Origin of the sequence: Mycobacterium sp. (genome assembly GCF_035499775.1) — a bacterium.
In the GTDB taxonomy this organism is placed as follows: domain Bacteria; phylum Actinomycetota; class Actinomycetes; order Mycobacteriales; family Mycobacteriaceae; genus Mycobacterium.
Genome location: NZ_DATJYB010000508.1, coordinates 1 through 26,281 on the forward strand (window position 1 = coordinate 1; position 26,281 = coordinate 26,281).

26 protein-coding genes and 1 pseudogene are annotated in these 26,281 nt (G+C 66.5%); 16 read left to right on the forward strand and 11 right to left on the reverse strand.

What is annotated here, in order from left to right:
- From VML93_RS31125 to VML93_RS31135, 3 genes are all read left to right on the forward strand, one after another.
- Positions 1 to 435: cytochrome P450 (locus VML93_RS31125; RefSeq protein WP_325616513.1), on the forward strand; the 435-nt coding region annotated here is incomplete at its 5' end.
- A 95-nt stretch (positions 436 to 530) separates the two neighbouring features.
- Positions 531 to 2,015, forward strand: a complete 1,485-nt coding sequence (locus tag VML93_RS31130) for an aldehyde dehydrogenase family protein (protein ID WP_325616515.1) — start codon at positions 531 to 533, stop codon at positions 2,013 to 2,015.
- A gap of 79 nt (positions 2,016 to 2,094) precedes the next feature.
- Entirely contained in the window at positions 2,095 to 2,442 is a 348-nt protein-coding gene (locus VML93_RS31135) for a maleylpyruvate isomerase N-terminal domain-containing protein (protein ID WP_325616517.1), read from the forward strand.
- 15 nt (positions 2,443 to 2,457) lie between these two features.
- Here the strand turns inward: VML93_RS31135 and VML93_RS31140 are convergent.
- Positions 2,458 to 3,898: pseudogene (locus tag VML93_RS31140) on the reverse strand (WS/DGAT/MGAT family O-acyltransferase).
- A gap of 319 nt (positions 3,899 to 4,217) precedes the next feature.
- Here VML93_RS31140 and VML93_RS31145 point away from each other — a divergent pair.
- From VML93_RS31145 to VML93_RS31155, 3 genes are all read left to right on the forward strand, one after another.
- Complete coding sequence (locus VML93_RS31145; RefSeq protein WP_325616519.1) at positions 4,218 to 6,374, forward strand: serine hydrolase domain-containing protein; 2,157 nt, start codon at positions 4,218 to 4,220, stop codon at positions 6,372 to 6,374.
- A 102-nt stretch (positions 6,375 to 6,476) separates the two neighbouring features.
- Entirely contained in the window at positions 6,477 to 7,625 is a 1,149-nt protein-coding gene (locus VML93_RS31150; RefSeq protein WP_325616521.1) for a thiolase family protein, read from the forward strand.
- Positions 7,622 to 8,419, forward strand: coding sequence for a crotonase/enoyl-CoA hydratase family protein (locus VML93_RS31155; protein ID WP_325616523.1), 798 nt, complete (start codon positions 7,622 to 7,624; stop codon positions 8,417 to 8,419). Before VML93_RS31150 ends, VML93_RS31155 begins: the two co-directional genes overlap by 4 nt.
- On the opposite strand, the gene VML93_RS31160 is transcribed toward VML93_RS31155, so the two are convergent.
- From VML93_RS31160 to VML93_RS31170, 3 genes are read right to left on the reverse strand one after another with little or no spacing between them, the layout of a single operon-like run.
- Complete coding sequence (locus VML93_RS31160; protein WP_325616525.1) at positions 8,416 to 9,462, reverse strand: NAD(P)/FAD-dependent oxidoreductase; 1,047 nt, start codon at positions 9,460 to 9,462, stop codon at positions 8,416 to 8,418. The genes VML93_RS31155 and VML93_RS31160 overlap by 4 nt on opposite strands.
- The gene (locus tag VML93_RS31165) at positions 9,459 to 9,959 is read right to left on the reverse strand and encodes an isoprenylcysteine carboxyl methyltransferase family protein (RefSeq protein WP_325616527.1); all 501 of its coding nucleotides are present in this window, start codon (positions 9,957 to 9,959) and stop codon (positions 9,459 to 9,461) included. The genes VML93_RS31160 and VML93_RS31165 overlap by 4 nt, the downstream gene beginning before the upstream one ends.
- 10 nt (positions 9,960 to 9,969) lie before the next feature.
- Positions 9,970 to 11,136, reverse strand: coding sequence for a type III polyketide synthase (locus VML93_RS31170; RefSeq protein ID WP_414686496.1), 1,167 nt, complete (start codon positions 11,134 to 11,136; stop codon positions 9,970 to 9,972).
- 96 nt (positions 11,137 to 11,232) lie between these two features.
- Here VML93_RS31170 and VML93_RS31175 point away from each other — a divergent pair, with 96 nt between their 5' ends.
- Both VML93_RS31175 and VML93_RS31180 read left to right on the forward strand, forming a co-directional pair.
- A complete protein-coding gene (locus tag VML93_RS31175) occupies positions 11,233 to 12,396 on the forward strand; it encodes an NAD(P)H-binding protein (protein ID WP_325616529.1) in 1,164 nt (387 codons plus the stop codon).
- Positions 12,393 to 13,115 (forward strand): type II CAAX endopeptidase family protein, encoded by a 723-nt coding sequence (locus VML93_RS31180; RefSeq protein WP_325616531.1) that lies wholly within the window; start codon positions 12,393 to 12,395, stop codon positions 13,113 to 13,115. The genes VML93_RS31175 and VML93_RS31180 overlap by 4 nt, the downstream gene beginning before the upstream one ends.
- Here the strand turns inward: VML93_RS31180 and VML93_RS31185 are convergent, their stop codons facing one another.
- A complete protein-coding gene (locus tag VML93_RS31185) occupies positions 13,116 to 14,486 on the reverse strand; it encodes a DUF2867 domain-containing protein (protein WP_325616532.1) in 1,371 nt (456 codons plus the stop codon).
- A gap of 36 nt (positions 14,487 to 14,522) precedes the next feature.
- On the reverse strand, positions 14,523 to 15,335 hold the full coding sequence (locus tag VML93_RS31190) for an enoyl-CoA hydratase (RefSeq protein ID WP_325616534.1): 813 nt from the start codon (positions 15,333 to 15,335) through the stop codon (positions 14,523 to 14,525).
- Positions 15,336 to 15,624: 289 nt separating this feature from the next.
- On the opposite strand from VML93_RS31190, the gene VML93_RS31195 reads away from it, so the two are divergent.
- Both VML93_RS31195 and VML93_RS31200 read left to right on the forward strand, forming a co-directional pair.
- On the forward strand, positions 15,625 to 16,710 hold the full coding sequence (locus VML93_RS31195) for a CaiB/BaiF CoA-transferase family protein (RefSeq protein ID WP_325616536.1): 1,086 nt from the start codon (positions 15,625 to 15,627) through the stop codon (positions 16,708 to 16,710).
- Positions 16,711 to 16,753: 43 nt separating this feature from the next.
- Positions 16,754 to 17,506 carry a 3-hydroxyacyl-CoA dehydrogenase gene (locus VML93_RS31200; RefSeq protein WP_325616538.1) on the forward strand — a complete coding sequence of 251 codons (753 nt, stop codon included), beginning with the start codon at positions 16,754 to 16,756 and terminating at the stop codon, positions 17,504 to 17,506.
- A gap of 200 nt (positions 17,507 to 17,706) precedes the next feature.
- Here the strand turns inward: VML93_RS31200 and VML93_RS31205 are convergent, their stop codons facing one another.
- Entirely contained in the window at positions 17,707 to 17,838 is a 132-nt protein-coding gene (locus VML93_RS31205) for a hypothetical protein (RefSeq protein ID WP_325616540.1), read from the reverse strand.
- Positions 17,839 to 18,106: 268 nt separating this feature from the next.
- Here VML93_RS31205 and VML93_RS31210 point away from each other — a divergent pair, with 268 nt between their 5' ends.
- The 3 genes from VML93_RS31210 to VML93_RS31220 are packed head-to-tail and all read left to right on the forward strand — an operon-like array spanning position 18,107 to position 21,790.
- The gene (locus VML93_RS31210; RefSeq protein ID WP_325616541.1) at positions 18,107 to 20,449 is read left to right on the forward strand and encodes an MMPL family transporter; all 2,343 of its coding nucleotides are present in this window, start codon (positions 18,107 to 18,109) and stop codon (positions 20,447 to 20,449) included.
- Positions 20,442 to 21,152 carry a TetR/AcrR family transcriptional regulator gene (locus tag VML93_RS31215; RefSeq protein WP_325616543.1) on the forward strand — a complete coding sequence of 237 codons (711 nt, stop codon included), beginning with the start codon at positions 20,442 to 20,444 and terminating at the stop codon, positions 21,150 to 21,152. Before VML93_RS31210 ends, VML93_RS31215 begins: the two co-directional genes overlap by 8 nt.
- A complete protein-coding gene (locus tag VML93_RS31220; protein ID WP_325616545.1) occupies positions 21,149 to 21,790 on the forward strand; it encodes a methyltransferase domain-containing protein in 642 nt (213 codons plus the stop codon). Before VML93_RS31215 ends, VML93_RS31220 begins: the two co-directional genes overlap by 4 nt.
- Positions 21,791 to 21,897: 107 nt before the next feature.
- Here the strand turns inward: VML93_RS31220 and VML93_RS31225 are convergent, their stop codons facing one another.
- The gene (locus tag VML93_RS31225; RefSeq protein ID WP_325616547.1) at positions 21,898 to 22,758 is read right to left on the reverse strand and encodes a hypothetical protein; all 861 of its coding nucleotides are present in this window, start codon (positions 22,756 to 22,758) and stop codon (positions 21,898 to 21,900) included.
- A 100-nt stretch (positions 22,759 to 22,858) separates the two neighbouring features.
- On the reverse strand, positions 22,859 to 23,575 hold the full coding sequence (locus VML93_RS31230; RefSeq protein WP_325616549.1) for an NAD-dependent deacylase: 717 nt from the start codon (positions 23,573 to 23,575) through the stop codon (positions 22,859 to 22,861).
- Between the two features lie 37 nt (positions 23,576 to 23,612).
- On the opposite strand from VML93_RS31230, the gene VML93_RS31235 reads away from it, so the two are divergent.
- Complete coding sequence (locus VML93_RS31235; RefSeq protein WP_325616551.1) at positions 23,613 to 23,978, forward strand: GntR family transcriptional regulator; 366 nt, start codon at positions 23,613 to 23,615, stop codon at positions 23,976 to 23,978.
- On the opposite strand, the gene VML93_RS31240 is transcribed toward VML93_RS31235, so the two are convergent.
- Complete coding sequence (locus VML93_RS31240; RefSeq protein WP_325616553.1) at positions 23,975 to 24,817, reverse strand: class I SAM-dependent methyltransferase; 843 nt, start codon at positions 24,815 to 24,817, stop codon at positions 23,975 to 23,977. The genes VML93_RS31235 and VML93_RS31240 overlap by 4 nt on opposite strands.
- Entirely contained in the window at positions 24,814 to 25,329 is a 516-nt protein-coding gene (locus VML93_RS31245) for a DUF1697 domain-containing protein (RefSeq protein ID WP_325616555.1), read from the reverse strand. Before VML93_RS31245 ends, VML93_RS31240 begins: the two co-directional genes overlap by 4 nt.
- A gap of 56 nt (positions 25,330 to 25,385) precedes the next feature.
- Here VML93_RS31245 and VML93_RS31250 point away from each other — a divergent pair, with 56 nt between their 5' ends.
- The gene (locus VML93_RS31250; protein WP_325616557.1) at positions 25,386 to 25,829 is read left to right on the forward strand and encodes a PPOX class F420-dependent oxidoreductase; all 444 of its coding nucleotides are present in this window, start codon (positions 25,386 to 25,388) and stop codon (positions 25,827 to 25,829) included.
- A gap of 22 nt (positions 25,830 to 25,851) precedes the next feature.
- Entirely contained in the window at positions 25,852 to 26,025 is a 174-nt protein-coding gene (locus VML93_RS31255) for a DUF5302 domain-containing protein (protein ID WP_325616559.1), read from the forward strand.
- Positions 26,026 to 26,281: the final 256 nt, after the last annotated feature.

Consider the following 26,281-nt stretch of genomic DNA (forward strand, 5'->3'; position numbering starts at 1 on the left):
CCCGCGCAGTTGGACGCGATCCGCGCGGACCGGTCGCTGCTGCCGCAGGCCATCGAAGAGGGCGTGCGGTGGGAGCCCCCGCTGCTCACCATCACCCGGGTGGCGACCCGAGACACCGAACTCGGCGGGGTCGCGATCCCGGCCGGCGCGACGGTGATGCCGATGCTGGGTTCGGCGAACCGGCAAGAAGATCGCTATCCCGATCCGGACACGTTCGACATTCACCGGCAGGCGAGGGCGCACCTGGGCTGGGGGCACGGCGTCCACGTCTGCCTGGGCATGCATCTGGCGCGGCTGGAAATGCGGACCGCCATCAACCTGCTGCTGGACCGGCTGCCGAACCTGCGGCTCGATCCCGACGGGGACGACCCGCACGTCCGCGGGCAGGTCTTCCGGTCGCCGACGTCGGTGCCGGTGCTGTTCGATCCCCAGTAGTCAGACCCCCCGCAGCGGCTGCGGGTTGCCAATCGGCTAGTTTCCAGTAAGGCTCTCCGTAGAGCCCTCAAACTAGCCCGAAGAGAGTGACAGATATGGCTGAAGCTGTAAAGGTACGGTTCGAGCCGAAGATGATGATCGACGGCAAGCTCGTCGACGGCCAGGCCGGCACCTTCACCAACATCAATCCCGCGACCGAGGAGCCGCTCGGCGAGGTCGCCGACGCGTCCAAGGAGGACATCCTCCGGGCCATCGACGCCGCCCGGCGGGCCTTCGACGAGAGCGACTGGTCGACCAACCGCGAGCTGCGCAAGCGCTGCCTGTTGCAGCTGCACGACGCGATCGAGGAGGAGAAGGAGGAGCTGCGCGAGGAGCTCATCCTCGAGGTCGGCTCGCCGCGGGCAATCACCTTCGGTCCCCAGCTGGATGCCCCGCTCGCCGACGGGTTGAAGTACCCCGCCCGGCTGATCGACGAGTACGCGTGGGAGACCGACCTCGGCGACCGGGTGATCAGCCTAACCGGCACGAACACCACCATCAAGGTCTGGCGCGAGCCGGTCGGCGTGGTCGGTGCGATCGTGCCGTGGAACTTCCCGTTCGAGGTCACCCTCAACAAGCTCGGCCAAGCACTGGGGACCGGCAACACGGTCGTGCTCAAGCCGGCTCCCAACACGCCGTTCAACGCGACCCGGCTGGGCCGGCTGATCGCCGAGAAGACCGACATCCCGGCGGGTGTCGTCAACGTTGTCACCGCCTCGGATCACTTTGTGGGCGAGGAACTTACGCTGTCGCCTAAGGTCGACCTGATCTCCTTCACCGGCTCGACGGTGGTGGGCCAGCGGATCATGGAGAAGGGCGCCGCAACCATGAAGCGGCTGTTCCTCGAGCTGGGCGGCAAGTCGGCCACCATCGTTCTGGAAGATGCGGACTTCGGGATGGCCTGCGCGATCGGGATCGCGCCGTGCATGCACGCCGGGCAGGGCTGCGCCAACCCGACCCGGATGCTGCTGCCGCGATCCCGCTACGAGGAGGGTGTGGCGATCCTCAAGAGCATCTACGAGAACGTCACCTGCGGCGACCCGCAGGATGCCGGAACCCTCTGCGGCCCGGTCATTTCGGAGCGGCAACGCGATCGGGTGATGGGCTACATCCGCAAGGGCGTCGAAGAAGGTGCCACGGCGCTGGTCGGCGGCCCGGATGCGCCCACCGGGTTCGACAAGGGATACTTCGTCCGCCCAACGCTTTTCACCGACGTCGACAACTCGATGACGATCGCGCAGGAAGAGATCTTCGGCCCGGTGCTGTCGGTCATCCCGTTCGACGACGAAGAGGACGCCATCCGCATCGCCAACGACAGCCGGTACGGGTTGGCGGGCAACGTGATGTCGGGCTCGCTGGAACGTTCGCTGGCGGTGGCGCGCCGGATCCGTGCCGGTTTCATGGGTGTCAACGGTGGCGCTGCGTATGCTGCCGACACGCCCTTCGGCGGCTACAAGTACAGCGGGGTGGGACGCCAGAACGGTATCGCCGGCTTCGACCAGTACACCGAGATCAAGTCCGTGGGGTATCCCGCCGGGTAAACGCGGGGCATTCGACAGCGAATTTGTGTTTAGCGCTGTCGCTAACGAACGACGCCAAATCGCAAGTCTGCTAGCGGACTTGGACGACACGCAGTTGGCGACACCGAGCCTGTGTGCGGGCTGGGACGTCAAGACCGTCGGCGCGCACATCGTCAGCACGGTGCTGGACGGAACTCCTGCATTTCTGCGGCTGGCCGTCCGCCGTGGCAGCCTGTCCCGCGCAATCGACGAGCTGGCGCGCCGGGGTGGGCGGGCGCCGACATCGTTGCCGGCCCGCGCGGGTGTGCCGATCGCCGGGTCCGTCCGCCGCTGTTCGGGCCGCTCGATCCGCTCGCCGACGTCCTGGTGCACGGCGGGAGATCGACCGCGCCGCACGCCGGCGCAGGGTCGGCAATCGCTCGCCGCGCACCACTGTCCACGTCGCTGAAATAGCGCCACGAGGTTAGCTTGCCGTGGCCTGCGGCATCGCCGTGCCCACAGTGGCCAGCTCACCGGAAAGTCCTGCCGCAGTGCGGATTTCGCGGAATGCGTGAATCATGGCGTCGGTCGCTTCATGGGGGTCGCCGAGGGTGCGGTCGTCGGCGATGACCGAGATGTTGAGCTGGTCGACGTAGCTCCACACGGTGATGTTGACGCCGCACGCGGCCACTAACGGTCCGACGGAATAGATCTCGCTGACCGTGGCGCCCGCGAAACGGCCACGCTCGCTCGGACCGGGCACGTTGGAGATCGGGACATTGAACAGCTTGTTTCGCGCATTCCGGCGTCCCAACCAGCTCAACACGGGCGGAGCCGCCGCCGGGGGCAGGTAGTCGATCAACCGGCCGGTCAGTTCCGGACCCAGCAGCTCGTTGTTCTCCTTGGCGATTTCGGTGCCTAACGAGGTCAGCCGCAGGCGCTCCAACGGATCGTCGATGTGAGCGGGCAACGAGACGACCATGCCGCCGAGCTGGTTGCCGCTGATCCGGTGCGGCGACTTGTCGGTGCTCGACGGAACCGATGCGACGATGGGCCGATCGGCACGGCCGTCGTAACGCAGCAACAACTCCCGCAGTCCGCCGGCGGCCATCGCCATCACCACGTCGTTGATGGTGATCTGCAGGTGTTTGCTGGTCTCTTTCACCTGCGCCAGCGACAGCGTCGCGGTCGCGAACGTCCGCTCCGGCGAGACCACGTGGTTGATAAATGTCGGCGGGGCCCGCAGCAGCCGGGCCAGGTCCGGATGCGCGCCACGCTCCCGGGAACCCCGCCATAGCCGCCGCAGACCAGAAATCGCGTCGGCGATCACCCCGGGCAGCGCGACGATTTGCTGTACATGGTCGCGTGCCGCCGCCCAGAGCAACTCGCGCTTCGACGGCGGTACGCAGCTGGCTTGCATGTCGCGTTCGTCCTGCACCGGCCCGTCCAGGTCCATGACTCTGTTCAGCAGATTGGCCGAGGCGATTCCGTCGGCCAGGGCGTGGTGGACCTTGCCGATCAGTGCGAATCGGTGGTCGGCCATGCCTTCGGCAAAGTGGAACTCCCACAATGGGTGGCCGCGGTCCAGCGGGGTGCCGGCAATCTCGCCGATGACCTGGTCGAGTTCGCGGCGACCACCGGGTGCGGGCACCCGTACGCGCCGCAGGTGGCAGGTGGTAGTCGAGGTCGTCGTCGCAGTTTTCCAGCCACATCGGGTGATGCAGTCGCCAGGGGATGTCGATCAGCTTGTAGCGCAACGGATCCAGCAGATGCAGCCGCCTCAGCAGCGTGTCGCGGAACAGTTCGAAGGTGAACTCGCCGTTGTAGTCTGCGGCGTCGACGACAGCGATCTTCAGCGTGTGGGTGTGCAGGTTGGGCGCCTCGCTGTACAGCAGCATCGAATCCATGCCGTTGAGCCGCTTCACCCGATCATTATTGCCGCGGCCCGATTGCCGTGGCGAACTTTCACTTGGGCGGCGCCGCTGGGACACCGGCCATCGGATGTGCATCGCCGTCGTCACGTGGATCGAGCGCACCTGTCATCGCCGCTCTACCAGGCCACACTCGGACGGTTGACCCCGATCACATTCGAAGCAATCATGACCACACCGGCCACTCGGGCCGTCACCGACACTGTCACCTATCGGTGCAGCAGACCGGGCTATGCGGCGCCAATCAGTTTGGGGGCTAGCGGTGAGTCAGGAGTTCTTTGCCTACAAGGTTCCGGAGGGGTGCTTAAGCCAAATGGAGGCCGTCCATGCCAGCGGGCGCGAGGTCGTCTCGGTCGCCTTCGCGCCTGAGGTGCCGGGTTGGGTGGTGATCCCCAGCAGCGGACCCGCGACCGGTGGATCGCTGTCGGCTGATTTCCAGCAGGCTTTGACGTCGTCTCAGAGCGGCGGCGCAGATGTCAGGTGCGTCGCGTTCACCCCGCAGTACGGGTGGTTCATGACCAACAGCGACGGCGCCCTCTCGCAGCACGGGCTCCCTTCGGGTTTCGCCCAGACGCTGACCGCTGCCGACGGCCCGGCAGCGGTCACCTGTGTCGCCTTCACCGCCCAGGGCGGTTGGGTGGTCGTCAACCAGAAGGGCCAGTGCTTCACCTCCTCGAACGGTGTACCCAGTGGACTCCTCAATGCTGTGCCCAAGCTGACGGCTGGCGTGCGCTGGGTCGCGTTCACTCCCGGAAGCGGTTGGGTGGTGATCGGGAACAACGGCGCCTGGTATGGAGGCGACGGCGTCGCGCCGCAGGCCTGGATGTACCTCAGCTATTACTCCTCGTTGCTGGGCCCGCTTACCTTCGCCGCCTTTACACCGTTCGACGGCTGGACTGTCGCCGCCGCAGCCACCAACAACCGGGTCTTGCTGCCGATCGAGAATCCGCAGGGCACCCTTGACCCGCTCACGGCGTTCGAGTCCCTTCAAAGCCGCCTCAACACCACCACAGTGGGATGGGCAGCCATGATCGGAAGCCCACAAAACGCCACGTCGTTCGCGCACGGCTACGCACGAACCGCCGCCAACGCCCCCGCGCAACCGTTCTTGCCGTCGACCAAATGGCAGACGGCCAGCACCAGCAAGGTACTCACGGCGCTCACCACGATCGTGCTGGTGGACAAGTTGCCCAACCAACGGGGCAACGCGCTGAACATCCAGATCGGCAACTACCTTCCGCAAGGCTGGACAGTGGCCACCGGGGTCCCCGAAATCACCTTCGGCCAGCTGCTCTCCCACACCAGCGGCATCCCCGATTATGGGGGTGGGAGAACCTACGACCAACTACGCCAGTACTTCCAGACGGTCAAGCTCAACCCCAACCCCGGGATGCTGTATACCAACATCAGCTACGGGCTGCTGCGTCTGCTGATTCCGGCCCTTGCCGGCTTCAATTACCCGGTGAACGCTTCGCCAGACCCCAACGAATTGTTCTCCACCAAATACGTTGAGCTGGTTAACCAATACGTGTTCGCGCCGGTCGGGGTGACCGGGATGGCCTGCGAACCGCCGGCGGGCTCAGACACCTACGCGCTGGCCTATAAATACCCGGGATCGAGTCCTGGATACGACTGGAGTGAACAGGACGGCCAGCCGTTGTATCTGCTTTCCGGCCCCGGCGGGTGGTGGGTCTCGTTGGACGACATGCAGCAGGTGATGACCAGCCTCAGCCAGGTCGATGGGCGCATTTTGACCCAAGCGCAGTGGTACCAAATGCTCAACATCGTCAACGACGCCGTAACGCCATACCCCAACGGCTGGGACCAAATTGAAGGAACGGTCCCGCCGTACTGGATCATGAAAGACGGCGGAGTTTCCACCCCTGACCCGCCCTCAAACATGACCACGGTGTTCGCGATCTACGGGACCAAAACCTGGGGCGTTGCCGTCGCCAACTCCGACATCTGCGGCCCCAACACCGAGCGTGGCTGGGCGGGCTGCAACCAATGCGGCTGCATGTGGTGCACGTCGGTCGGTGGCGGAGCGTGTCCGGGCGGCTCTGGTGGCGGGCATAACTCGACCAACGAATGGGATTACCTACTCCCGGTCAACATCGGCCCGCCGTGGTCCCAACCGCACTGGCGGCGCTGCCCCAGCTGCGAATCCCTTTGGTACGCCGGCAGTAACGAGGCGGGACGCTGCGCCGGCACCGGCGCGGGCCACCTGCAGGCGGGCGACTGCTACATCAACACCGTCCGCGCGGGCACCAGCTACCCAACAGATCAAGACACTGGCTGGCGCCGATGCAGCAAATGCCTGGTCCTTTACGATCCCGGCTGGGCCGGCACCCCACATTGCGCAGCCGGCGGTACCCACGCGCGGGCTGGGAGCGACGCCTACTGGGTGCAATCAGTGCCCATCATCGCAACCCTGCTCAATACGGCATTCACGGCAGGCACGAGCACCTAATCCGGCCCGTCCCGGCCCCCCGCCCGCCGCCCGGCCCACGCGTTGGTTGACAATCGAATCCAGATCACTACTTCCAAAGTCCGTGTCAAAGGAGACCCACTCATGGCTGAAGCCGTCATCGTCGAGGCTGTACGTTCGCCCATCGGCAAGCGCAACGGAGGACTGTCCGGCGTGCACCCCGCCGACCTGTCCGCGCAGGTCCTCAACGGATTGGTCACCAAGGCCGGCATCGACCCCGAGATCGTCGACGACGTCATCTGGGGCTGCGTCATGCAGGCCGGTGAGCAGGCCCTCGATATCGGCCGCACCGCGCTGCTTGCCGCGGGCTGGCCCGAGACCGTGCCCGGCGTGACCGTCGACCGTCAGTGTGGTTCCAGCCAGCAGTCGGTGCACTTCGCCGCGGCCGGCGTGGTTGCCGGTCACTACGACGTCGTCGTCGCCGGCGGCGTGGAGTCGATGTCGCGGACGCCGATGGGCGCGTCGCTGGCCAACGGCGGGCGGCCCTACCCGGAGAGCTTCATCTCGCGCTACGACGGCCGCATCCCCAACCAGGGCATTGGTGCCGAGATGATCGCCGAGCAGTGGGGCTTCTCCCGCCTCGACCTCGACCAGTTCTCCCTGGACTCACACGAAAAGGCTGCCGCCGCACAGGATTCCGGTGCGTTTGAGGACCAGATCGTCGGCATCAAGGACCAAGACGGCAACGTGGTACTGAAAGACGAGGGCATCCGCCGCGGCACCCCGATGGAGAAGATGGCGTCGCTGAAGCCGGCGTTCAAGGAGGACGGCGTGATCCACGCCGGCAACTCCTCGCAGATCTCCGACGGCTCGGCCGCGCTGCTGTTCATGTCCGCCGAGAGGGCCAAGGAACTGGGCATGAAGCCGATCGCCAAGGTGCACACCGCGACGCTGGCCGGAGCCGACCCGGTGATCATGCTGACCGCGCCGATCCCGGCGACCCAGAAAGTGCTCAAGCGCTCCGGGCTGAGCATCGGCGACATCGGCGCCTACGAGGTCAACGAGGCGTTCGCGCCGGTTCCGCTGGCTTGGCTCAAAGACATCGGCGCCGACGAGACGAAGCTCAACCCCAACGGCGGCGCGATCGCGCTCGGCCACCCGCTCGGCGGCTCCGGCGCGCGGATCATGACCACGCTGCTGTACCACATGCGGGACAAGGGAATTCGCTACGGCCTGCAGACCATGTGCGAGGGCGGCGGTCAGGCCAACGCGACCATTCTGGAACTGCTGTGACCGACGCGGGCCAGCCCGGCGCATTCGTCGAGCACCACGGCAATGTCATGGTGATCACGATCAACCGGCCGGAGGCCCGCAACGCGGTCAACGCGGCCGTCAGCATCGGCGTCGGGGATGCGCTGGAAGATGCGCAGAACGACCCCGAGGTGCGGGCGGTGGTGATCACCGGCGCCGGCGACAAATCCTTTTGTGCCGGGGCCGACCTCAAGGCCATCGCGCGCAAGGAGAACCTGTATCACCCCGACCATTTCGAGTGGGGCTTCGCCGGTTACGTGCACCACTTCATCGACAAGCCCACCATCGCCGCGGTCAACGGCACCGCGCTTGGCGGGGGTACCGAGCTGGCGCTGGCCAGCGATCTGGTGGTGGCCGATGAACGCGCCCAATTCGGGTTGCCCGAGGTCAAACGCGGGCTGATCGCCGCGGCCGGCGGCGTCTTCCGGATCATGGACCAGCTGCCGCGCAAAGTGGCGATGGAACTCTTAATGACCGGTGAGCCGCTGACCGCGTCCGACGCCTGGGAATGGGGCCTGATCAACCAGGTGGTCAAGGAAGGTTCCGTGCTGGACGCGGCGCTCGCGTTGGCGGCGCGGGTGACGGTGAACGCGCCGCTGTCGGTGCAGGCCAGCAAGCGCATCGCCTACGGGGTGGACGACGGCGTCATCGTCGGCGACGAAGCGGGCTGGGACCGCACGATGACCGAGATGCGGACCCTGATCAGGTCCGAGGACGCCCGGGAGGGGCCGCTGGCGTTCGCCGAGAAGCGGCAGCCGGTCTGGAAGGCGCGCTAACTCGCCAGGATGTTGACGACGAACCGGAACATGCCGGGCAGCAGCGTGCATGCCGGCACGATGCCGCGTCGTGTCGCGCGTGGCGCGCTGGCCAGCACCAGGCCGCGGGTGAGCCAACGGTAGTTGCGGGTGACCCGGTGCCACGCGGCCTCATACGACTCCGGTGCGTCGTCGACGATCGCGCGGACGGCGGCGGCGGCCTGTTTGACGGCGAGGCTGATGCCTTCGCCGGTCAGCGCGTCCTCGTATCCGGCTGAGTCACCGACCAACAACACGCGTCCCGCGACCCGCCGCGAGACCACCTGACGCAGCGACCCGCAGCCGCGTGCCTGGCCGTGGCCGGCGCCCCGCAGGTGGCGAGCCAGACGTGGGAACCACGCGAGATCGGGTCGCCCACGAGACAGAATCGCCACCCCGACCAGGTCCGGTTCGACCGGCGTCACGAACGCCTCGCCCCACCGGGACCAGTACACCTCGACGAACTCCGACCATGGCGGCACCCGGTAATGCCAGCGCACACCGTAGCGCTTCGGCGTTCCGGCTGTCGCGTCGATTCCCACCGCGCGCCGCACCGGCGAATGCAGCCCGTCGGCCGCCACCAACCATTTCGCGCGCACGCCGGCGGCCGTCACTCCGTGTGCGTCCTGCTCGACGGCCGTCACTCCGTGTGCGTCCTGCTCGACGGCCGTCACCCGCGTCCGGATCCAGTCCGTGTCTTGCTCTTTGGCCCGCGCCGCCAGGGCCGCATGCAACGTGGTGCGTCGCACGCCGCGCCCCGGTCCGGTGCGAAACCGCGCCTCGGCCCGGCGGTGTTCACTCACATACGCGATTCCCTGAAACGGCAGGCCGGCCGGATCCACGCCGAGCGACGTCAATTCGGCCAGGCCGCCGGGCATCAGTCCCTCGCCGCAGGCTTTGTCGATCGGGCTGTCGCGCGGCTCGGCCACGATCACCGAAAGTCCTTGGCTGCGTGCATGCAACGCCGTCGCGAGGCCCGCCGGGCCGCCGCCGACGATCAGCAGGTCTGTGTCGTAATCCGTCATGTGTATCCCAACGCTGAATTCTCCGTCCGGATGCGCACGGTCAGCAGGATCGCATTGGCGACGGTGAAACTCGCGGCCGTCAGCCATGCGGTGTGGACCAGCGGCAGGGCGACCCCCTCGGCCACCACTGCAACATAGTTCGGGTGATGCAGCCACCGGTAGGGGCCGCGTTGCACCAACGGAGTCTCCGGCAACACGATCACCCGGGTGTTCCAGCGTCGGCCCAGCGACGTGATGCACCACCAGCGCAGCCCCTGGCTCAGCACGACCACTGCCAGCATCGGCCAGCCGAGCCATGGGATGAACGGCCGGTGCAGTGCCCATGTCTCGACGACGCAACCGAGCAGCAGCGCGGAGTGGATGCCAACCATCAACGGGTAGTGGGCGCGGCCAACTTCCTTACCGCCCTGGGCAAATGACCATTGCGCGTTGCGGTTGGATACCACCAGCTCGGCAAGGCGTTCAATCCCGACCGCCAGGATCAGCAGGTAGTACACGGATCTATCCCTACCACTCGAGGAGCACCAGTTCCGAGCAGAAGGCCGGCCCCATCGCGACCATCAGCCCGATCGACCCCGGCGCCGGCGGGTCGGCGATGTTGGCGCGAAGCACGTCGAGCACCGAGACCGAAGACAGGTTGCCGTTGTTGCGCAACGAGTTTCGGGTGTGGTCCAGCGCGTCCGCGGGCAGGTCCAGCACATTTTCGACCGCCTCGATCACCCGCGGCCCGCCGGGGTGGCAGACCCACGTGGTGACGTCCTCGGGGGTCAGCCCGTGGTCGGCGAGGAATCCGCGGACATCTTCGCCCAGATATTTCTCGGTCACGGTCGCAACGTCGACCGACAACACGATCCGGAAGCCGTCGCTGCCGATCTTCCAGCCCATCACGTCGTCGGTGTCCGGGTAGATCCGGCTGCGGGTCGCCAGCACCCTGGGTCCCTCGGCAGCGCGGTTGGCGCCCTTGGTGATGACGGCGGCCGCGCCGTCCCCGAAGAGGCTGGTGGCGACCAGATTGGCGACCGAACTGTCGTTGCGCTGGATGGTCAGTGAGCACAGTTCGACAGCCAGCAGCGCTGCCACCTGGTCCGGGAAGGCGCGCAGGTAGTCGTGCATGCGGGCGACTCCGGCCGCGCCCGCCACACAGCCCAGGCCGAACAGCGGGACGCGCTTGACGTCCTGTCGCAGCCCTACCCGGGCGGCCAGCCGTGCCTCCAGCGTCGGCACCGAAAGCCCGGTGACCGTCGTCGAAAAGACGATGTCGACCTCCGACGGCTTCACCTTGGCCTCGTCCAGCGCGGTGAGCAGCGCCTGTTCGGCCAGGTCGAGGGCGACTTCGATGTAGGCGTCGTTCGCCTCGGTGAAGCCGCTGAGCCGGCCGTATCGCGACAGCGGCAAGGCGGTGTGCCGGAAGTCGACGCCGGCGCGCAGCGCGAACCGCCGGAACTCCGGGCCGGCGAAATTGGTCAGCGCCTTGATGGTGTCGTCCTGACTGTTGCGGTGTTGCGGAAACTTGACGGCAACCCCAGCAACGGACGGATTTGCAGTAATAACAGCGGTTGATGATGTGTTTGCGAGCACGGAATCGTCCCGAATGATCCTCCCCATGTAAATATCCACGTTGTCGTCGCCGGATGGGTTCAACGCTGCCGCTGACCTGGCCGCGAGCGTCCGCATGTGCAGACCTTTTTCGGCTATGGCCGTACATATGCGCGCGCTCGCGGGGACACGTCGCCATGCGGCGGGCATCCTCACGCAGCTAGGTTGGATGCCATGCGCATTCTCGTCACCGGTGCCACCGGCTACATCGGATCGCGCCTGGTCACAGCCTTGCTGGCCAACAATCACCAGGTACTGGCCGCCACTCGCAGCCCGGCCCGGCTCCAGCGGTTGGGCTGGTTTGACGACGTAACACCGGTCGTGCTGGATGCGTCAGATCCCGCGTCGGCGCAGGCCGCCATGCAGGAGGCGGGCCGGGTCGACGTGGTCTATTACCTGGTCCACGGGATCGGCCAGCCCGGCTTCCGGGAAGGCGACAGCGCCGCGGCCGCCAATGTCGCGACCGCGGCGAGGGACGCCGGGGTGCGACGCATCGTGTACCTCGGCGGCTTCGTGCCCGAGGACCCTGAAAACGGAGCGTTGTCCGAGCATCTGTCCAGCCGGGCCGAGGTGGCCGAGGCGCTGAGCGTCGAAGGCGGACCGGAGCTGGTGTGGCTGGGCGCCGCGATGATCATCGGCGCCGGGTCGACGTCGTTCGAGATGCTGCGCTACGTCGGCGACCGGTTCCCGCTGATGCCGATTCCCGGCTGGATGGAGAACCCGATCGACCCGATCTCCATCCGCGATGTGCTGCACTACCTCGTCGCCGCCGCCGACGCCGGACAGGTGCCCGCGGGCGGGTACGACATTCATGGCCCGGACACCACGTCGTACCGGGGTCTGCTCAAGACGTACGCGCGAATCTCCGGCAGGTGGCAAGCGACGCTGCGGGTGCCCCTGGTCGGCACCGCGGTGGCGTCTCGGTTCACGGGTGTTGCGCTGCCGGTCCCCCCGGGGCTGGCCGGAGACCTCGTCGAGTCGCTGGACCATCCGATGCTGGCCTCTGACGCCGATCTGCGAGATCGGGTGCCCGATCCGCCCGGCGGCCTGCTCGGCGTCGACGCTGCCATTGCACTCTCACTGGCGGACCAGTCGAGCCCGCCACGGCCGGTCAACGCCCTGGCAGATCCGCATGATCTCGCCGACACCGATCCGGTGTGGGCCGGCGGTGACGCGTTGCGGATCCGGCGGCTGGCCCGGGCGCTGACCCCGCCCATCGCGCGGCCTGCTTTAGGGTTGGTGAACCTGGTGAACGCCGTGCCCGGCCCGCTGGCCGGAGCGCTTCGCACCGGCCTCGACCTCCTGCTCACCCTGACCCCGAAAGTACGTCCCGCATGAGCCAGACTAGCGTTCCCTACCGGACCAGCTTTTTCGGAGAGCTACGTCGCGCGATCACCAATGTCGCTGTGCCACATCATGAACCGCCCTCGGTGGTGTTGCGCCGGCGCATTGTCGTCGGCATCACGCTGGTGGTCGGCGCGGTGCTGCTGGGGTTTTCGCTGCGGCGGCACCCGGGTGAGGCGAGCTTCTACTGGCTGACGCTGGCGTTGGCCGCGGTGTGGTTCACGGGGTCCTTCGTCTCCGGGCCGCTGCATCTGGGCGGGATCAATTGGCGCGGCCGCAACCAACGTCCGGTCATTACCGGAACGACCATCGGGCTGTTGCTCGGAAGCGTCTTCGTGGTGGGGGGCGTTGTCGCCAAAGAGATTCCGCCGGTAGCCCGCCTGATCACCCATGTGCTGCAATATGCCCATCAGGGAGCGTTTTGGCTGGTCGTGCTCATTACGTTGCTCAACGGCGTCGCCGAGGAAGTGTTCTTCCGAGGCGCGCTCTACACCGCGCTGGGCCGGCACTATCCGGTGCTCATCTCGACCGTCTTGTACGTCATCGCCACGCTGGCCAGCGGGAACGTGATGCTGGGCTTCGCCGGGGTCATTCTGGGAACCGTGTGCGCTTTCGAGCGCCGGGCCAGCGGCGGCGTGCTGGCGCCGATGCTGACCCACTTCGTGTGGGGCCTGATCGTAGTGCTGGCCCTGCCGCCGTTGTTCGGCGTCTGACTACTCGGCGATAGCGCGCGCCAATGCGCGTAACGCGGCTGCGTGCATGGGTCGCAACACAAACCAGTACACGCGGCCGGCGATGCCGCGGGGAAACAGAATCGCCCGCTGCTTGTACCGGCTGCCACCTCGTTCTTGCGGTGTCACGGTGATTTCCAGCCACGCCTGACCGGGTGAGTGCACGTCGGCCTGCAATCGCAGCCTGGTACCCGGCTCGCGCTCCACGATGTTCCAACGCTTCGGTGAGCGGCGACGCCGCGGCCCGAGCGGAAACCAGAACCTGCCGTTCGCGGCTTTCTCGGCCGTTTGCCAGACGTCGTCGGGCTCGGCCGCGGTTACCGCGCTGCGCACGTCGGTGTAGACGATGTCGCCTGCCCAGTCCGGGTCGCTGGGCAGCGGGTCGGCGGGGTCCGACTGCAACGAGACCCAGGTCGGTTCGGCGAGGCCATGCGACGCGCGGTTGAGCGCTAACGACACCGCGGTGTGGTAGCCGGTCAGGCCGTCGGGTGGCGGCGCGATGATCCTGTCGATGTCGAAGTTGCGCATTACCGCATCGCATTCGAGCGACTCGATCAGCGGCCGCGCCAAGCCGGGTGGGATCGGGGTGACCGTTCCCACCCAGAGGCTGGCGATCGTCGGCGTCAGGAACGGCAGCACGATCAAATAGCGCTTACGCAGTCCGGCGACCTCGGCGTACCCGCGCATCATGTCGCCGTAAGTCAAGACGTCGGGGCCGCCGATATCCCACGTCCGCGAGGACGGCACGATCGCCGTCGCCGCCGCGACCAGGTAATACAGCACGTCACTGACCGCGATCGGCTGAATCGTGTTGCGCACCCATTTCGGCGTGGTCATCACGGGCAGTCGCTCGGTGAGGTGCCGGATCATCTCGAACGACGCCGATCCGGACCCGACCACCACTCCGGCCTGCAGCACGACGGTCTCGATGCCGGAGTCGATCAGGGTGTTGCCCACGGCTCGGCGCGACTCCAGGTGTGGCGAGAGCTTGCTGTGCTCTGGATGCAGGCCGCCGAGATAGACGATGCGCCTCACTCCGGTGCGCCGAGCCGCCGTTACGACGTTGCGGGCGGCGCGGGTCTCCTCAGCGCTGAAGTCCTTCGACCCGCCCATCGAGTGGACCAGGTAGTAGACGACGTCGATCCCGTCGAACGCCGCGATCAGCGAATCGACATCGGCCAGGTCGCCTTGGGCCACCTCGGCTCGCGCGCGCCACGGAACGGAAGCCAACTTGGTCGGGTTACGGGCCAGCGCGCGCACCCGGTGACCCTCGTCCAGCAGTCGCGGCACCAGGCGGGCGCCGATGTAGCCGGTGGCTCCGGTGACGAGGTAGGAGATCTGTTCAACCGACACGTCGGTTATTCGGAGCCGACGCGCGTTCGGATGGGTTCAGGCGTCGGTGAAGCTGGGGGCGCGCTTCTCCTGGAATGCCTTGGTGCCCTCTTTGAAGTCGGGCGCCTGCAACAGGCCGGACTGCCCGTCAAATTCACGCTCGAGAGCGGCGTCCAATTCCGTCAACGTGGCCGCGTTGATCGCGTTCTTGGTCTTGGCGAACGCCACCGCGGGGCCTGCGGCCAACCGGGCGATGACCTTGTCCACCTCGGCGTCGAACTCGTCGGCCGGGTAGACGGCGCTCACCAGACCCCACTCCAGCGCCTCGGCCGCCCGCAACCGCTCGGGCAGCAGCGCCATCCGCATCGCCCGGATGCGGCCGATGGAGGCGGCTACCAAGGCCGACGCGCCGCCGTCGGGCATCAGCCCGATCTTCGTGAAGGCAAGCATGAAAAATGCTTTCTCCGAGGCCAATACGACATCGCAGGCCAGGGCAATCGAGACGCCGACGCCGGCCGCCGGGCCCTGCACGACGGCGACCACCGGGCGCGGCAGCGCGGCGATGGCCCGGATCAGCCGGTTGATCTCCAAGATGATCTCGTCCGGTGGGACTCCACCGCCGCCGGACATGTCGTCGGCGCTGATGCCCGCACCGGAGCTGAAGCCGCGACCCGCACCGCCGAGGCGCACCACCTTGACCGCAGGATCGGTGGCCGCGGCTTCCAACGCGTCGGCCATACCGGTGATCACCGGAATGACCAGCGAATTGAGGCTGTCGGGTCGGTCGATGGTCACCGACAGCACACCGTCGGTCAGCGAGACGTCGAGACCCGCGACGGGGGCGAGAGTGGCAATTCCAGATTCGGACATGGGATTCAGATTAAGCCGATGGTGGTGACCCGCTGCGCCCGGCCATGGCCGCGCTTGCGATCGCCAGTGAGCCGACCGGGCTGCAACGCCCTCTCGCCCAACGTGCTCTCAGGGCGATTTCGACCGCGCTTTTTCGCCCTGAGAGCACGCTCGGCGTAAGGCGCGAAGCGTATCGGGGGATCGCCACTCGGGTGACCGGGCTGCAGGGCCTTCCGCGGCGGCTGCGAAGATGCGAACAACCGGTTGTTAGATCGAACGGCGTCAGAGCAGACGAAAGGTCGGTGCACCCATGGCGGGACCGCTCAGTGGATTGCGTGTTGTCGAACTGGCGGGCATCGGGCCGGGCCCGCACGCCTCGATGATCCTGGGGGACCTCGGTGCCGACGTCGTGCGCGTCGACCGGCCGTCAAAAGGCGGCCCCGGCGGCGTCGTGAAGGACGCCATGAGCCGCAACCGGCGCATCGTGACCGCCGACCTCAAGTCCGACGAGGGACGTGCACTCGTGCTCAAGCTCGTCGCCAAGGCCGACGTGCTGATCGAGGGCTACCGCCCGGGCGTCACCGAGCGACTCGGCTTGGGCCCTGAAGACTGCGCCAAGGTCAACGAGCGGCTGGTCTACGCCCGGATGACGGGCTGGGGGCAAACCGGCCCGCGCAGCCAGCAGGCCGGCCACGACATCAACTACATCTCGCTGAACGGCATCCTGCACTCGATCGGCCGGGCGAACGAGCGGCCGGTGCCGCCGCTGAACCTGGTCGGCGACTTCGGCGGCGGCTCGATGTTCCTGCTGCTGGGCATCCTGTCCGCGCTGTGGGAGCGGCAGAACTCCGGCAAGGGTCAGGTTGTCGACGCCGCGATGATCGACGGGTCCAGCGTGCTGATCCAGATGATGTGGCAGATGCGCGCTTCGGGCATGTGGACCGACGTGCGCGGCACCAACATGCTCGACGGCGGCGCGCCCTACTACGACACCTACGAGTGCTCCGACGGCCGCTACGTGTCGGTCGGCGCAATCGAGCCGCAGTTCTACGCGGCCATGCTGGCCGGGCTGGGCCTGGACGCCGCGGACCTACCGCCGCAGAACGACGTCACCCGCTGGCCCGAACTGCGGGCGGTCTTCACCGAGACGTTCGCCGCCCGCGACCGCGACCACTGGGCCAAGGTGTTCGCCGAGTCCGACGCGTGCGTGACGCCGGTGCTGGCCTTCGGTGAGGTGCACACCGAGCCGCACGTCACCGAGCGGAACACCTTCTACGAAGTCAACGGCAATCTGCAGCCGATGCCGGCCCCGCGGTTCTCCCGGACCGCGCCGGAGACACCCCGTTCGGCGGAGCCGGTGGGCGACGTCGAAGCCATCCTCAGCGACTGGGTATAGTTCCCAACCAACTAGTAGGTTGGCAAACGAAGGGAACCATTCCGTGGAGATCAGGGACGCCGTAGCGGTCGTCACCGGGGGAGCGTCAGGGCTGGGCCTGGCCACCACCAAGCGGCTGCTCGACGCGGGGGCACAAGTGGTTGTGCTGGACCTCAGGGGCGAGGACGCGGTTGCCGAACTCGGCGACCGCGCGCGTTTCGTGCAGGCAGACGTCACCGACGAGGCCGCCGTCGCCGCCGCACTGGATGCGGCCGAGTCGATGGGCACGCTGCGCATCGTGGTCAACTGCGCCGGCACCGGCAACGCCATCCGGGTGCTCAGCAAGGACGGCGTCTTCCCGCTGAACGCGTTCCGCAAGATCGTCGAGATCAACCTGATCGGCACGTTCAACGTGCTGCGGCTGGCCGCGGAACGGATCGCCAAGACGGAGCCGGTGGGGGAAGAACGCGGCGTCATCATCAACACCGCCTCCGTGGCGGCCTTCGACGGCCAGATCGGTCAGGCCGCCTACTCGGCGTCCAAAGGCGGCGTCGTCGGCATGACCTTGCCGATCGCCCGCGACCTGGCCAGCAAAGGCATCCGCGTGATGACGATCGCCCCGGGCCTGTTCGACACCCCGCTGCTGGCCGGCCTGCCGGAGCCGGCCAGGGAGTCGCTCGGCAAGCAGGTGCCACATCCGTCGCGGCTGGGCAACCCGGACGAGTACGGAGCCCTCGCGGTACACATTGTCGAGAACCCGATGCTCAACGGCGAGGTCATCCGTCTGGACGGCGCCATCCGCATGGCGCCGCGGTAAACCACGCACGCCGGGCAGACGTAAAAGCACCCGCACGCCACTGGGCGTAGTCGGGTGCTTTTATGTCTTCTCGGCGTCATGGAAAGGCCCCCCGCAACAGCGGGGGGCCTTACACGGGAACCACGGACGAAGCTATCGACGGAACCACTGCTGAACTCGGGGGTTGGCTATGAGTAGCCGCGCGAAGATACCCATCGGACTCAGCTTGCTGTAGGCAGAGGGTGCCAGTCTTCGAACTGCTCGGAGGTCTCACCTTCCACCAGCACGTCGCCGTGGTAGAGAGCCTCGAAGTCAGCCTTGATGACGTCGGCACTCGTGTCGTCGATCCACATGACCATCAGCCTATGAGTCGCTATTAAGGAATCTTTGAGTCACGATTCGGAAAATGGTGGCAATTATTACCGACCGGTAGGGTGACGCCGCCCCAAGGCCTCAACTGGGGGCGTTCGACGGCATTTCTGGCCCGTCTCCGGAACGCGGTGAACCATCCGGGCCCCCGCATACGTGCCTAGGGCAGGTGTTGTTTGACACCTGTAACTTAGCGTGGATAAGTTATCGAGGATATGGTGCGGACCAGCACCGCAGCGGAAGGACCCAAGCATGCTGCAGAGGATCGCACGACTGGCCATCAGAGCCCCGCGGCGCATCCTCGCCGTTGGGATCCTGGTCTTCATAGCCGCTGCGGTCTTTGGCATTCCGGTCGCCAAGAGTTTGTCTCCCGGGGGCTTCATGGATCCCAACTCCGAGTCGGCACGCGCCATCGGAGTGTTGAGTGACAAGTTCGGGCAGAGCGGTCAGCAGATGTTGATCCTGGTCACCGCGCCCGAAGGCGCCAACAGCGAACAGGCCCGCAAGGTCGGCACCGACCTCGTCGAGAGTCTGAAACGGTCGCCGCTGGTCTACGACAACGTGTCCTCACCATGGACTGTGCCACCGGAGGCTGCCGCCGATCTGGTGAGCAAAGACGGCAAGTCGGGCCTGATCGTGATCAACATCAAGGGCGGCGAGAACAACGCGCAGACAAACGCTCAAACGCTGGCGGACCAATTCGTCCACGATCGTGACGGCGTGAAGGTCCAGGCCGGTGGCGCGGCGATGCAGTACGCCCAGATCAACAAGCAGAACCAGGCCGATCTTCTGGTGATGGAGATGATCGCCCTGCCGATGAGCTTCCTGGTGCTGGTCTGGGTGTTCGGTGGGCTGCTGGCGGCGGCGCTGCCGATGGCGCTGGGCGCGCTGGCGGTCGTCGGCTCCATGTCGGTGTTGCGGCTCATCACGTTCACTACCGAGGTGTCGATTTTCGCCCTCAACCTGAGCACCGCGCTGGGGCTGGCGCTGGCCATCGATTACACGCTGCTGATCATCAGTCGCTATCGCGACGAGCTGGCCGAGGGCGGTGACCGGGACCAGGCACTCATCCGGACCATGGCGACGGCCGGCCGCACCGTGCTGTTCTCGGCGGTCACCGTGGCGCTGTCGATGTCGGCGACGGCGCTGTTCCCGATGTACTTCCTCAAATCGTTCGCGTACTCCGGCGTGGCCACCGTGGCCTTTGTCTCGACGGCGGCCATCCTGATAACGCCCGCCGCGATCGTGCTCCTGGGTCCGCGGCTGGACTCGTTTGACGTGCGCCGGCTGTTGCGGCGGCTGGTGCGTCGCCCCGACCCAGTGCACAAGCCGGTCGAGGAGTGGTTCTGGTATCGGTCTAGCAAGTTCGTGATGCGGCGCTGGCTGCCGGTCGGCCTTGCCGTGGGCGGGCTACTGGTGCTGCTGGGGCTGCCCTTCTTCTCGGTCAAGTGGGGTTTCCCGGACGACCGGGTGCTGCCCCCGTCGGCGTCGTCGCACCAGGTCGGTGACCAATTGCGCAACAACTTCGCTCACGACTTCGCGATGACGGTACCCATCGTGGTCCCCGATGCCCGTGACGTGAGCCCGGCGGAACTGGATCGCTATGCCACCGACCTGTCGCGTGTCCCCGACGTGGCGGCGGTGACGAGCCCGACCGGGACGTTTGTGAACGGGGAGCGAAAAGGGCCACCGGGCGCAGCCGCGGGGTTGGCCGACGGCAGCGCGTTCCTGACCGTGAACAGCACGGCGCCGGAGTTTTCCCCGGCATCCGACACCCAGCTCAAGCGCTTGCACGCGGTGCCGGGGCCAGCCGGGCGATCGGTTCAGATGGCCGGTGTCGCGCAGATCAACCGCGACAGCGTCGACGCGGTGACGGAACGGCTTCCGGCGGTGCTGGGGCTGATGGCCGCCATCACGTTCGTGCTGCTGTTCCTGCTCACCGGCAGCGTAGTGCTGCCGGCGAAGGCGCTGGTATGTAACGTGCTGTCGCTGACCGCGGCGTTCGGTGCGCTGGTTTGGATCTTCCAGGACGGTCATCTGGGCGCGATGGGAACGACGCCGAGCGGGACGCTGGTCGCGAACATGCCGGTGCTGCTGTTCTGCATCGCTTTCGGGTTGTCCATGGATTACGAGGTTTTCCTGATCTCCCGGATTCGCGAGTACTGGCTGCAGTACCGACCGGCAAAGCCAACCGCGAAAGAGGCACATGCCGCCAACGACGAGACCGTCGCGCACGGCGTGGCCCGCACCGGCCGGGTGATCACCGCGGCGGCGCTGGTGATGTCGATGTCGTTCGCGGCGCTGATCGCCGCGCACGTGTCGTTCATGCGGATGTTCGGCGTCGGCCTGACACTGGCCGTGTTTGCCGATGCTACGTTGATCCGGATGGTCCTGGTTCCGGCGTTCATGCATGTGATGGGCCGATGGAATTGGTGGGCGCCCAAGCCGCTGGTGTGGATACACGAGCGGTTCGGGATCAGCGAGGCCGGCGCGGACTTGGGCCCGGCTGAGCAGCCGCAAGACTCCGAGGTTGCCGAGGAGACGACGCATCACAACGGGCGACCGGTCCATGCCGCGGTGATACGCAATGGTTAGCGTGTCCGTCAGCGGCCTGCGCCGTCCACGTGCCCGGCGTGGATCGGGTGACCTGCTCCGCCACGAAATCCTGGACGCAGCCACCGATCTATTGCTGGAGACCGGGCATGCCAGGGCGGTGTCGATCCGGTCGGTGGCCCAGCGCGTCGGCGTCACGCCGCCATCGATCTACCTGCATTTCCAGGACAAAGAAGCACTGCTGGACGCGGTGTGCGCTCGGTACCTGGCCAGACTCGACGAGGCAATGGAGAGCGTGGCCATCGGGCAACGGTCCACGGTGGACGTGTTGCGAGCCCAGGGGCTGGCCTACGTGCAGTTCGCGCTGCGGACGCCGGAGCTGTACCGGCTCGCCACCATGGGCGAGTGGCGGTCCGGCAGCAATGTCGACCTGGCCCTGGCCAGCTCCGCGTTCAAGCACATGCGCGCCTCGGTGCAGACGTTGATGGACGAGGGCGTCTACCGAACCGACGATCCGACCACGATTGCGCTGGAGCTGTGGAGTGCTGCGCACGGGGTGGCCGCGATTGTGATCGCCAAGCCGCATCTGCCGTTCGGCGATGTCGACGCGTTCGCCGACCGGGTGATCGGCGCAATCTTGTGCGGGCACATGGTCTCCGGGCTGGTTGGTCCGGACGCCACGTCTGAGCAGCTGGTGGGCTGGGTGCTGTCGCATCGTTCGACGGATGGCGGACCGACGACATGACGGTGACTTCGGCGTCGACGCTCAACAACCCGTTCTTCGCCTGGATATGGCCCCTCGTCGTCACCCACGAAGCTCAATCGATACGAGTCCTGCGGCGGGAGAATCTGTCCGGCTTGTCGGGCCGCGTGCTGGAGATCGGTGCGGGTGTCGGCACGAACTTCGCCTTCTACCCCGACACCGTGGAAAAGGTGCTCGCTGTGGAGCCCGAGCCGCGGCTGGCCGCCCGGGCCCGGGTAGCGGCCGCACGCGCGCCGGTTCCGGTTGTCCTGCTGGGCGAGACGGTGGAGGCGTTCAGCGGCGACGGGCCCTTCGATGCGGTGGTGTGCTCGCTGGTGCTGTGCTCGGTACGCGAACCCGACCAGGTGTTGCGGCGTCTGTACTCGTTGCTGCGGCCGGGTGGGGAGCTGCGGTTTCTCGAGCACATCGCCAGCCCCGGCGCCCGGGGACGGTTGCAGCGATTTGTCGACGCGACATTCTGGCCGAGGCTGCTGGGCAACTGCCACACCCATCGCGAGACCGAGCGCGCGATCGTCAACGCCGGATTCGAGGTGGACACCTGCAAGCGGGAGTGGACGTTGCCGGTCTGGTCGCCGATGCCGGTGTCGGAGTTGGCGCTGGGCCGGGCCCGGCGGCCGTAGTTCTTGGCGCCTTCTTCCGCCGAGGCTGGCCTTCTTCCGCCGAGACTGAACTGGGAGCGTCTGGCGGACGAAAATCGCGATCTGTGTGCAGTTTCGGCGCCACGATTTCAGTTTCGACTCAGGCTCGCCGCACGGTATTCACGCGCATCGCGAACCCGCGCGACAATTCCCGCCCGACGATCCCCGGCGAGCACGCGGATGGTGATCCAGCCGAGCCGGTCTATCGCCTCTCTGCGGTGGATGTCATTCCTGTACTCCCAGGGATCGAGGCGATGTTGTTCGCCGTCATACTCGGCGGCGACCATGAGCTCCTCCCAACCCATGTCGAGGTAGTACCTGGTCCCGTCGGCAGTGATGACTGGTATCTGGGTGGTCGGTCGCGGAAACCCCGCTTCAATCAGCAACAGGCGCAGCCATGTCTCCTTTGGCGACTGCGAACCCGCGTCGACGAGCCCCAGCAGCGTTTCCAGCTGCCGAAGACCGCGTGCGCCGCGATGCTGCTCGGCGATTTCGTAGACTTCGTCGACCTTGATGCCGGTCGCCCGCAGGAGTGCGTCTAACTGCGCGACGGTGGGTCCGGTCGGCTTCCGGCGACCGATGTCGAAAGCCGTGCGTTGCGGAGTGGTCACCGGTAGCCCGGCCACCAGCTCGTACTCCTCGGGCCGCAGCTGCATGTTATGCGTTTGGATACCGCGGGGTGGCCGCGTGTTCGAGCAGATCAATTCGGCCGGCAGGTGATCGTCGACCCATTTCGAGCCGTGCCATGCCGACGCGGTGAGCCCGGCGAGCACCCCCTGCCTATGCGACCAGAGCCACGCCGCAACTGCACGTTGGCGCACCGTCAGCTGCTGGTCGCGAGTCACGTAGACATCGGGCAATACCGCTCGAAATCGAGATGATCGCAGCTGGTGCTTTCGCAGCCTGCCGCTGGCGATGGCTTCACTGCCGAGAAATGGTTCGTCCCGCATAACGGCAGATTTGTCGACGGCGGGGGCGCGGCTCGATCGAAACTGAGCTCACGGCGCGATCTTGTGGACGAACTGCGATCTGTGTGCAGTTTGGCCGCCGCTACTTCAGCAGTGCGGGCAGCCGCTCCAACAACCCCGGCAACGCCCGACTCGCCGACTCGCGAATGCTGATTGTCGCGTTGTCGGTCAACGGCGTGGCCTCCGGGTTGACCTCGATGACGGCCGCGCCGCGCGACAGCGCCAGATCGGGCAGCCCGGCCGCCGGATAGACGATCGCCGACGTTCCCACCACCACCATCACGTCGGCGGCCTCGGTCGCCTCGACCGCGGCTTGCCACGGCCCTTGTGGTAACTGCTCGCCGAACCACACGATGTCGGGACGAATCAGGCCACCGCAGCGGCTGCAGACCGGCGGTTCCACCTCGATCGTCGGTTCGGTCATCTCCGGTAGCGTTTCGGAGTAGGCCAAACCACAACTGTCGCAACGGAATTCGAAAAGACTGCCGTGCAGGTGGTGCACCGGCGCGCTACCGGCGCGTTCGTGCAAGTCGTCGACATTCTGGGTGATGACGGTGACCTCGGCGTGCTCCTGCCAGGCGGCGATGGCGCGGTGCCCGTCATTGGGCTGGACGTCGGCCACCAGGTAATGGCGCCATAAATACCAGCCCCACACCCGCTCGGGATTGCTGCGCCACCCGCGGGTGCTGGACAGCTCGTAAGGGTCGAACCGAGCCCACAATCCGTTCTTGTCATCGCGGAACGTCGGCACTCCGCTTTCCGCGGAGATTCCCGCGCCGCTGAGCACCGCTACTCGCATCCCACAAAGATAGCCGTGCTTGGTAGATACTGGATACGTGGACTTGCGGGATTTGTTACGGGTGGACGTCAAGGCGGGCAAGCCGCTGTTCGACCAGCTCAGGACCCAGGTCATCGACGGAGTCCGGGAGGGTGCGCTGCCGCCGGGCACTCGGCTTCCGACGGTGCGTGACCTGGCCGGCCAGCTCGGCGTGGCGGCCAACACCGTGGCCCGCGCCTACCGTGAGCTGGAGTCCGCGGCGATCGTCGAAACTCGCGGCCGCTTTGGCACTTTCATCTCCCGCTTCGATCCCACCGACGCCGCCATGGCGGCAGCGGCCAAGGAATACGTCGAGGTGGCCAAGGCGCTGGGGCTGACCAAGTCAGACGCGATTCGCTACCTCACGAACGTCCCCGACGACTAACCGAATTCCAGCAGGGTCAAGCACGGACGCAGCGGGTCGAAGACCGGCAGGCTATAAGCCGCATACAGCGCCGCGTTGAACAACAGGCCACGACCCCGCGGCAGATGCACCTCGCGGGCCGCGCGAACGCCCGGCACTTTCCTGGCCAGGCCGGCAGCCTGCCGAACGGTGAGGCTGAACGGCATCGGCGGGATCTTGTACCGCGGCGAGGTTCGCATCCCCAACCGGCTCCCCAGGGCGAACCAGCGCGGCGGCATATCGAAGAGCAGCTGCCCGCCGGGAAATTTCTTGGCGCACTGGCCGATCAGCTCCAGCGCCTGCTCCGGCTGCAGATACATCAGCAATCCCTCGGCGGTGATGAACACCCCGTCGGACGGGTCGACGGTGTCCATCCAGCTGTAGTCGAGTGCGGACTGCGCGCACACCGACACCTGTGGTGACTCGCGCAGGTCCGGCAGCAGCCGTTGCCGGATGTCGATGATCGGCGGCAGATCGACTGTCAGCCAACGAAATTGGCCTTCAGGAAGCGCTGCGGCAACGCGCCAGAAGCTGGTCTGCAGACCCTCCGCCAACGCAACCACCGTGGCCGACGGGTGCTCGTCGAGATAGGCCAGGGTTTGGATGTCGAACGCCCGCGCGCGCAATGCGAAGTCCTGACGCGTCGGCCCGAACTTGGCGAAATCGAAGTGCATCGAGTCGATCAGGCTCACCGCCATCGGATCTTCGATGATCGGGTTCGCGCGGCGCGCCTCGGCGGCCCGCGCGTTCAGCGTCAACAGCGCGGTCTCGGATACCCCGGTGAGGTTGACCGGCTCTTTCGCCGGTTCTTGGGAGTTCATCGCAGCACCTTAGCCAGCGTGCGCAGGTTGCGTGTCGTGGTTGACGATTTGTAGCGGCGCTTGCCCATCGTCTTGCCGATGGTGCTGTCCAGGGTGCTGCCCTTGGGCACCTGCCAATAGATGACGCCCTCACCGCGGGCGATTTTCTCCTTGGGGCCGGCAGCCAGGGCGGCCAACTCGTCGAGCACCGTCGGGTCGGTGACGAACGTGACATAGGACTGGAATCCGTCGACCTCGCGCTCGAACGGATACGCATCGTCGATGGCGCGCACCGTGTCGATGGTGTAGGCCAGCACCCACGCGTCGTAGCCGAAACGGTCGCGCAACGCGGCTTCGGCCTTCTTGCGCACGGCGGACACGCCGGATGAGGACTCCAGCACCACGTTGCCGCTGGCCAGGATGGTTCGGACGGCGGTGAACCCGGCGTCGGTCAATGCGGCCGCCACTTCGGCCATCTTGAGGTTGACGCCGCCGACGTTGACACCGCGCAGGAACGCCGCGTACTTGGCCATCATCCGATTCCAGCAGCCCACCCGAGAACGACGCAAACGCGACGTAGGCTTTCGGCATGGGACGCCAAGTCTTCGACGACAAGCTGCTCGCTGTGATCTGTGGGAACTCGATGGGGGTGCTGGCCACCATCAAGCGCGACGGTCGTCCCCAGCTGTCCAACGTGTCGTATCACTTCGACGCGCGCAATGTCACCGTGCAGGTGTCGATCACCGAGCCGCGCGCCAAGACCCGCAACCTGCGCCGCGACCCGCGCGCCTCGATTCTGGTCGACGCCGACGACGGGTGGTCATACGCCGTGGCCGAGGGCACGGCGGAGCTGACACCGCCGGCAGCCGCGCCCGACGACGACACGGTCGAGGCGCTGATTGCTTTGTATCGCAACATCGCCGGTGAACATCCGGACTGGGACGAATATCGGCAGGCGATGGTCACCGACCGGCGCGTGCTGCTGACGCTGCCGATCTCGCACGTATACGGTCTTCCTCCGGGCAAGCGGTAGTCCGCACCGCTAGGCTTCCGGTATGGCTGAATCGAACGCCCCTGAGGACGACAACAAGCGCAAGTTTCGCGAAGCCCTCGACCGCAAGCGGGCGAAGTCTTCGGGCGGATCGGACCATAAGGATGGCGGCGGCAAGCAGTCGCGGTCGCACGGGCCCGTGGAGAACCGCCGGGAATTCCGCCGCAAGAGCGGCTAGCCGCGAAAACCGGTGCGGCAGTATTGAACTCGGCTGTCAGTATGAGGGCCACGTGCTGAGGTCGACCTTCCAGGCGATCTTGGTGTCGGTATTCACCTTTCTCGGCCTCGTCGCCGCTCCTGCGGTTCTGGCTGGGCCAGGCCAGGGCCGGCCCAGATCTCACGATCACTGAAGTGTGGCCGGATGTGAACACCAAGAAACCCGTCTTTGATCCCGGTCACCAAACAACCGTCGTCGTATACGTGCGAACCGAGAT

Bases quoted from the DNA above. Each gene is read 5' to 3' on its own strand.
- VML93_RS31130 (WP_325616515.1), top strand. From the start codon at position 531: ATGGCTGAAGCTGTAAAGGTACGGTTCGAGCCGAAGATGATGATCGAC.
- VML93_RS31145 (WP_325616519.1), top strand. From the start codon at position 4,218: ATGGAGGCCGTCCATGCCAGCGGGCGCGAGGTCGTCTCGGTCGCCTTC.
- VML93_RS31150 (WP_325616521.1), top strand. From the start codon at position 6,477: ATGGCTGAAGCCGTCATCGTCGAGGCTGTACGTTCGCCCATCGGCAAG.
- VML93_RS31160 (WP_325616525.1), bottom strand. From the start codon at position 9,462: ATGACGGATTACGACACAGACCTGCTGATCGTCGGCGGCGGCCCGGCG.
- VML93_RS31170 (WP_414686496.1), bottom strand. From the start codon at position 11,136: ATGCGGACGCTCGCGGCCAGGTCAGCGGCAGCGTTGAACCCATCCGGC.
- VML93_RS31175 (WP_325616529.1), top strand. From the start codon at position 11,233: ATGCGCATTCTCGTCACCGGTGCCACCGGCTACATCGGATCGCGCCTG.
- VML93_RS31180 (WP_325616531.1), top strand. From the start codon at position 12,393: ATGAGCCAGACTAGCGTTCCCTACCGGACCAGCTTTTTCGGAGAGCTA.
- VML93_RS31190 (WP_325616534.1), bottom strand. From the start codon at position 15,335: ATGTCCGAATCTGGAATTGCCACTCTCGCCCCCGTCGCGGGTCTCGAC.
- VML93_RS31195 (WP_325616536.1), top strand. From the start codon at position 15,625: ATGGCGGGACCGCTCAGTGGATTGCGTGTTGTCGAACTGGCGGGCATC.
- VML93_RS31205 (WP_325616540.1), bottom strand. From the start codon at position 17,838: ATGTGGATCGACGACACGAGTGCCGACGTCATCAAGGCTGACTTCGAG.
- VML93_RS31210 (WP_325616541.1), top strand. From the start codon at position 18,107: ATGCTGCAGAGGATCGCACGACTGGCCATCAGAGCCCCGCGGCGCATC.
- VML93_RS31215 (WP_325616543.1), top strand. From the start codon at position 20,442: ATGGTTAGCGTGTCCGTCAGCGGCCTGCGCCGTCCACGTGCCCGGCGT.
- VML93_RS31220 (WP_325616545.1), top strand. From the start codon at position 21,149: ATGACGGTGACTTCGGCGTCGACGCTCAACAACCCGTTCTTCGCCTGG.
- VML93_RS31225 (WP_325616547.1), bottom strand. From the start codon at position 22,758: ATGCGGGACGAACCATTTCTCGGCAGTGAAGCCATCGCCAGCGGCAGG.
- VML93_RS31230 (WP_325616549.1), bottom strand. From the start codon at position 23,575: ATGCGAGTAGCGGTGCTCAGCGGCGCGGGAATCTCCGCGGAAAGCGGA.
- VML93_RS31240 (WP_325616553.1), bottom strand. From the start codon at position 24,817: ATGAACTCCCAAGAACCGGCGAAAGAGCCGGTCAACCTCACCGGGGTA.
- VML93_RS31245 (WP_325616555.1), bottom strand. From the start codon at position 25,329: ATGGCCAAGTACGCGGCGTTCCTGCGCGGTGTCAACGTCGGCGGCGTC.
- VML93_RS31250 (WP_325616557.1), top strand. From the start codon at position 25,386: ATGGGACGCCAAGTCTTCGACGACAAGCTGCTCGCTGTGATCTGTGGG.
- VML93_RS31255 (WP_325616559.1), top strand. From the start codon at position 25,852: ATGGCTGAATCGAACGCCCCTGAGGACGACAACAAGCGCAAGTTTCGC.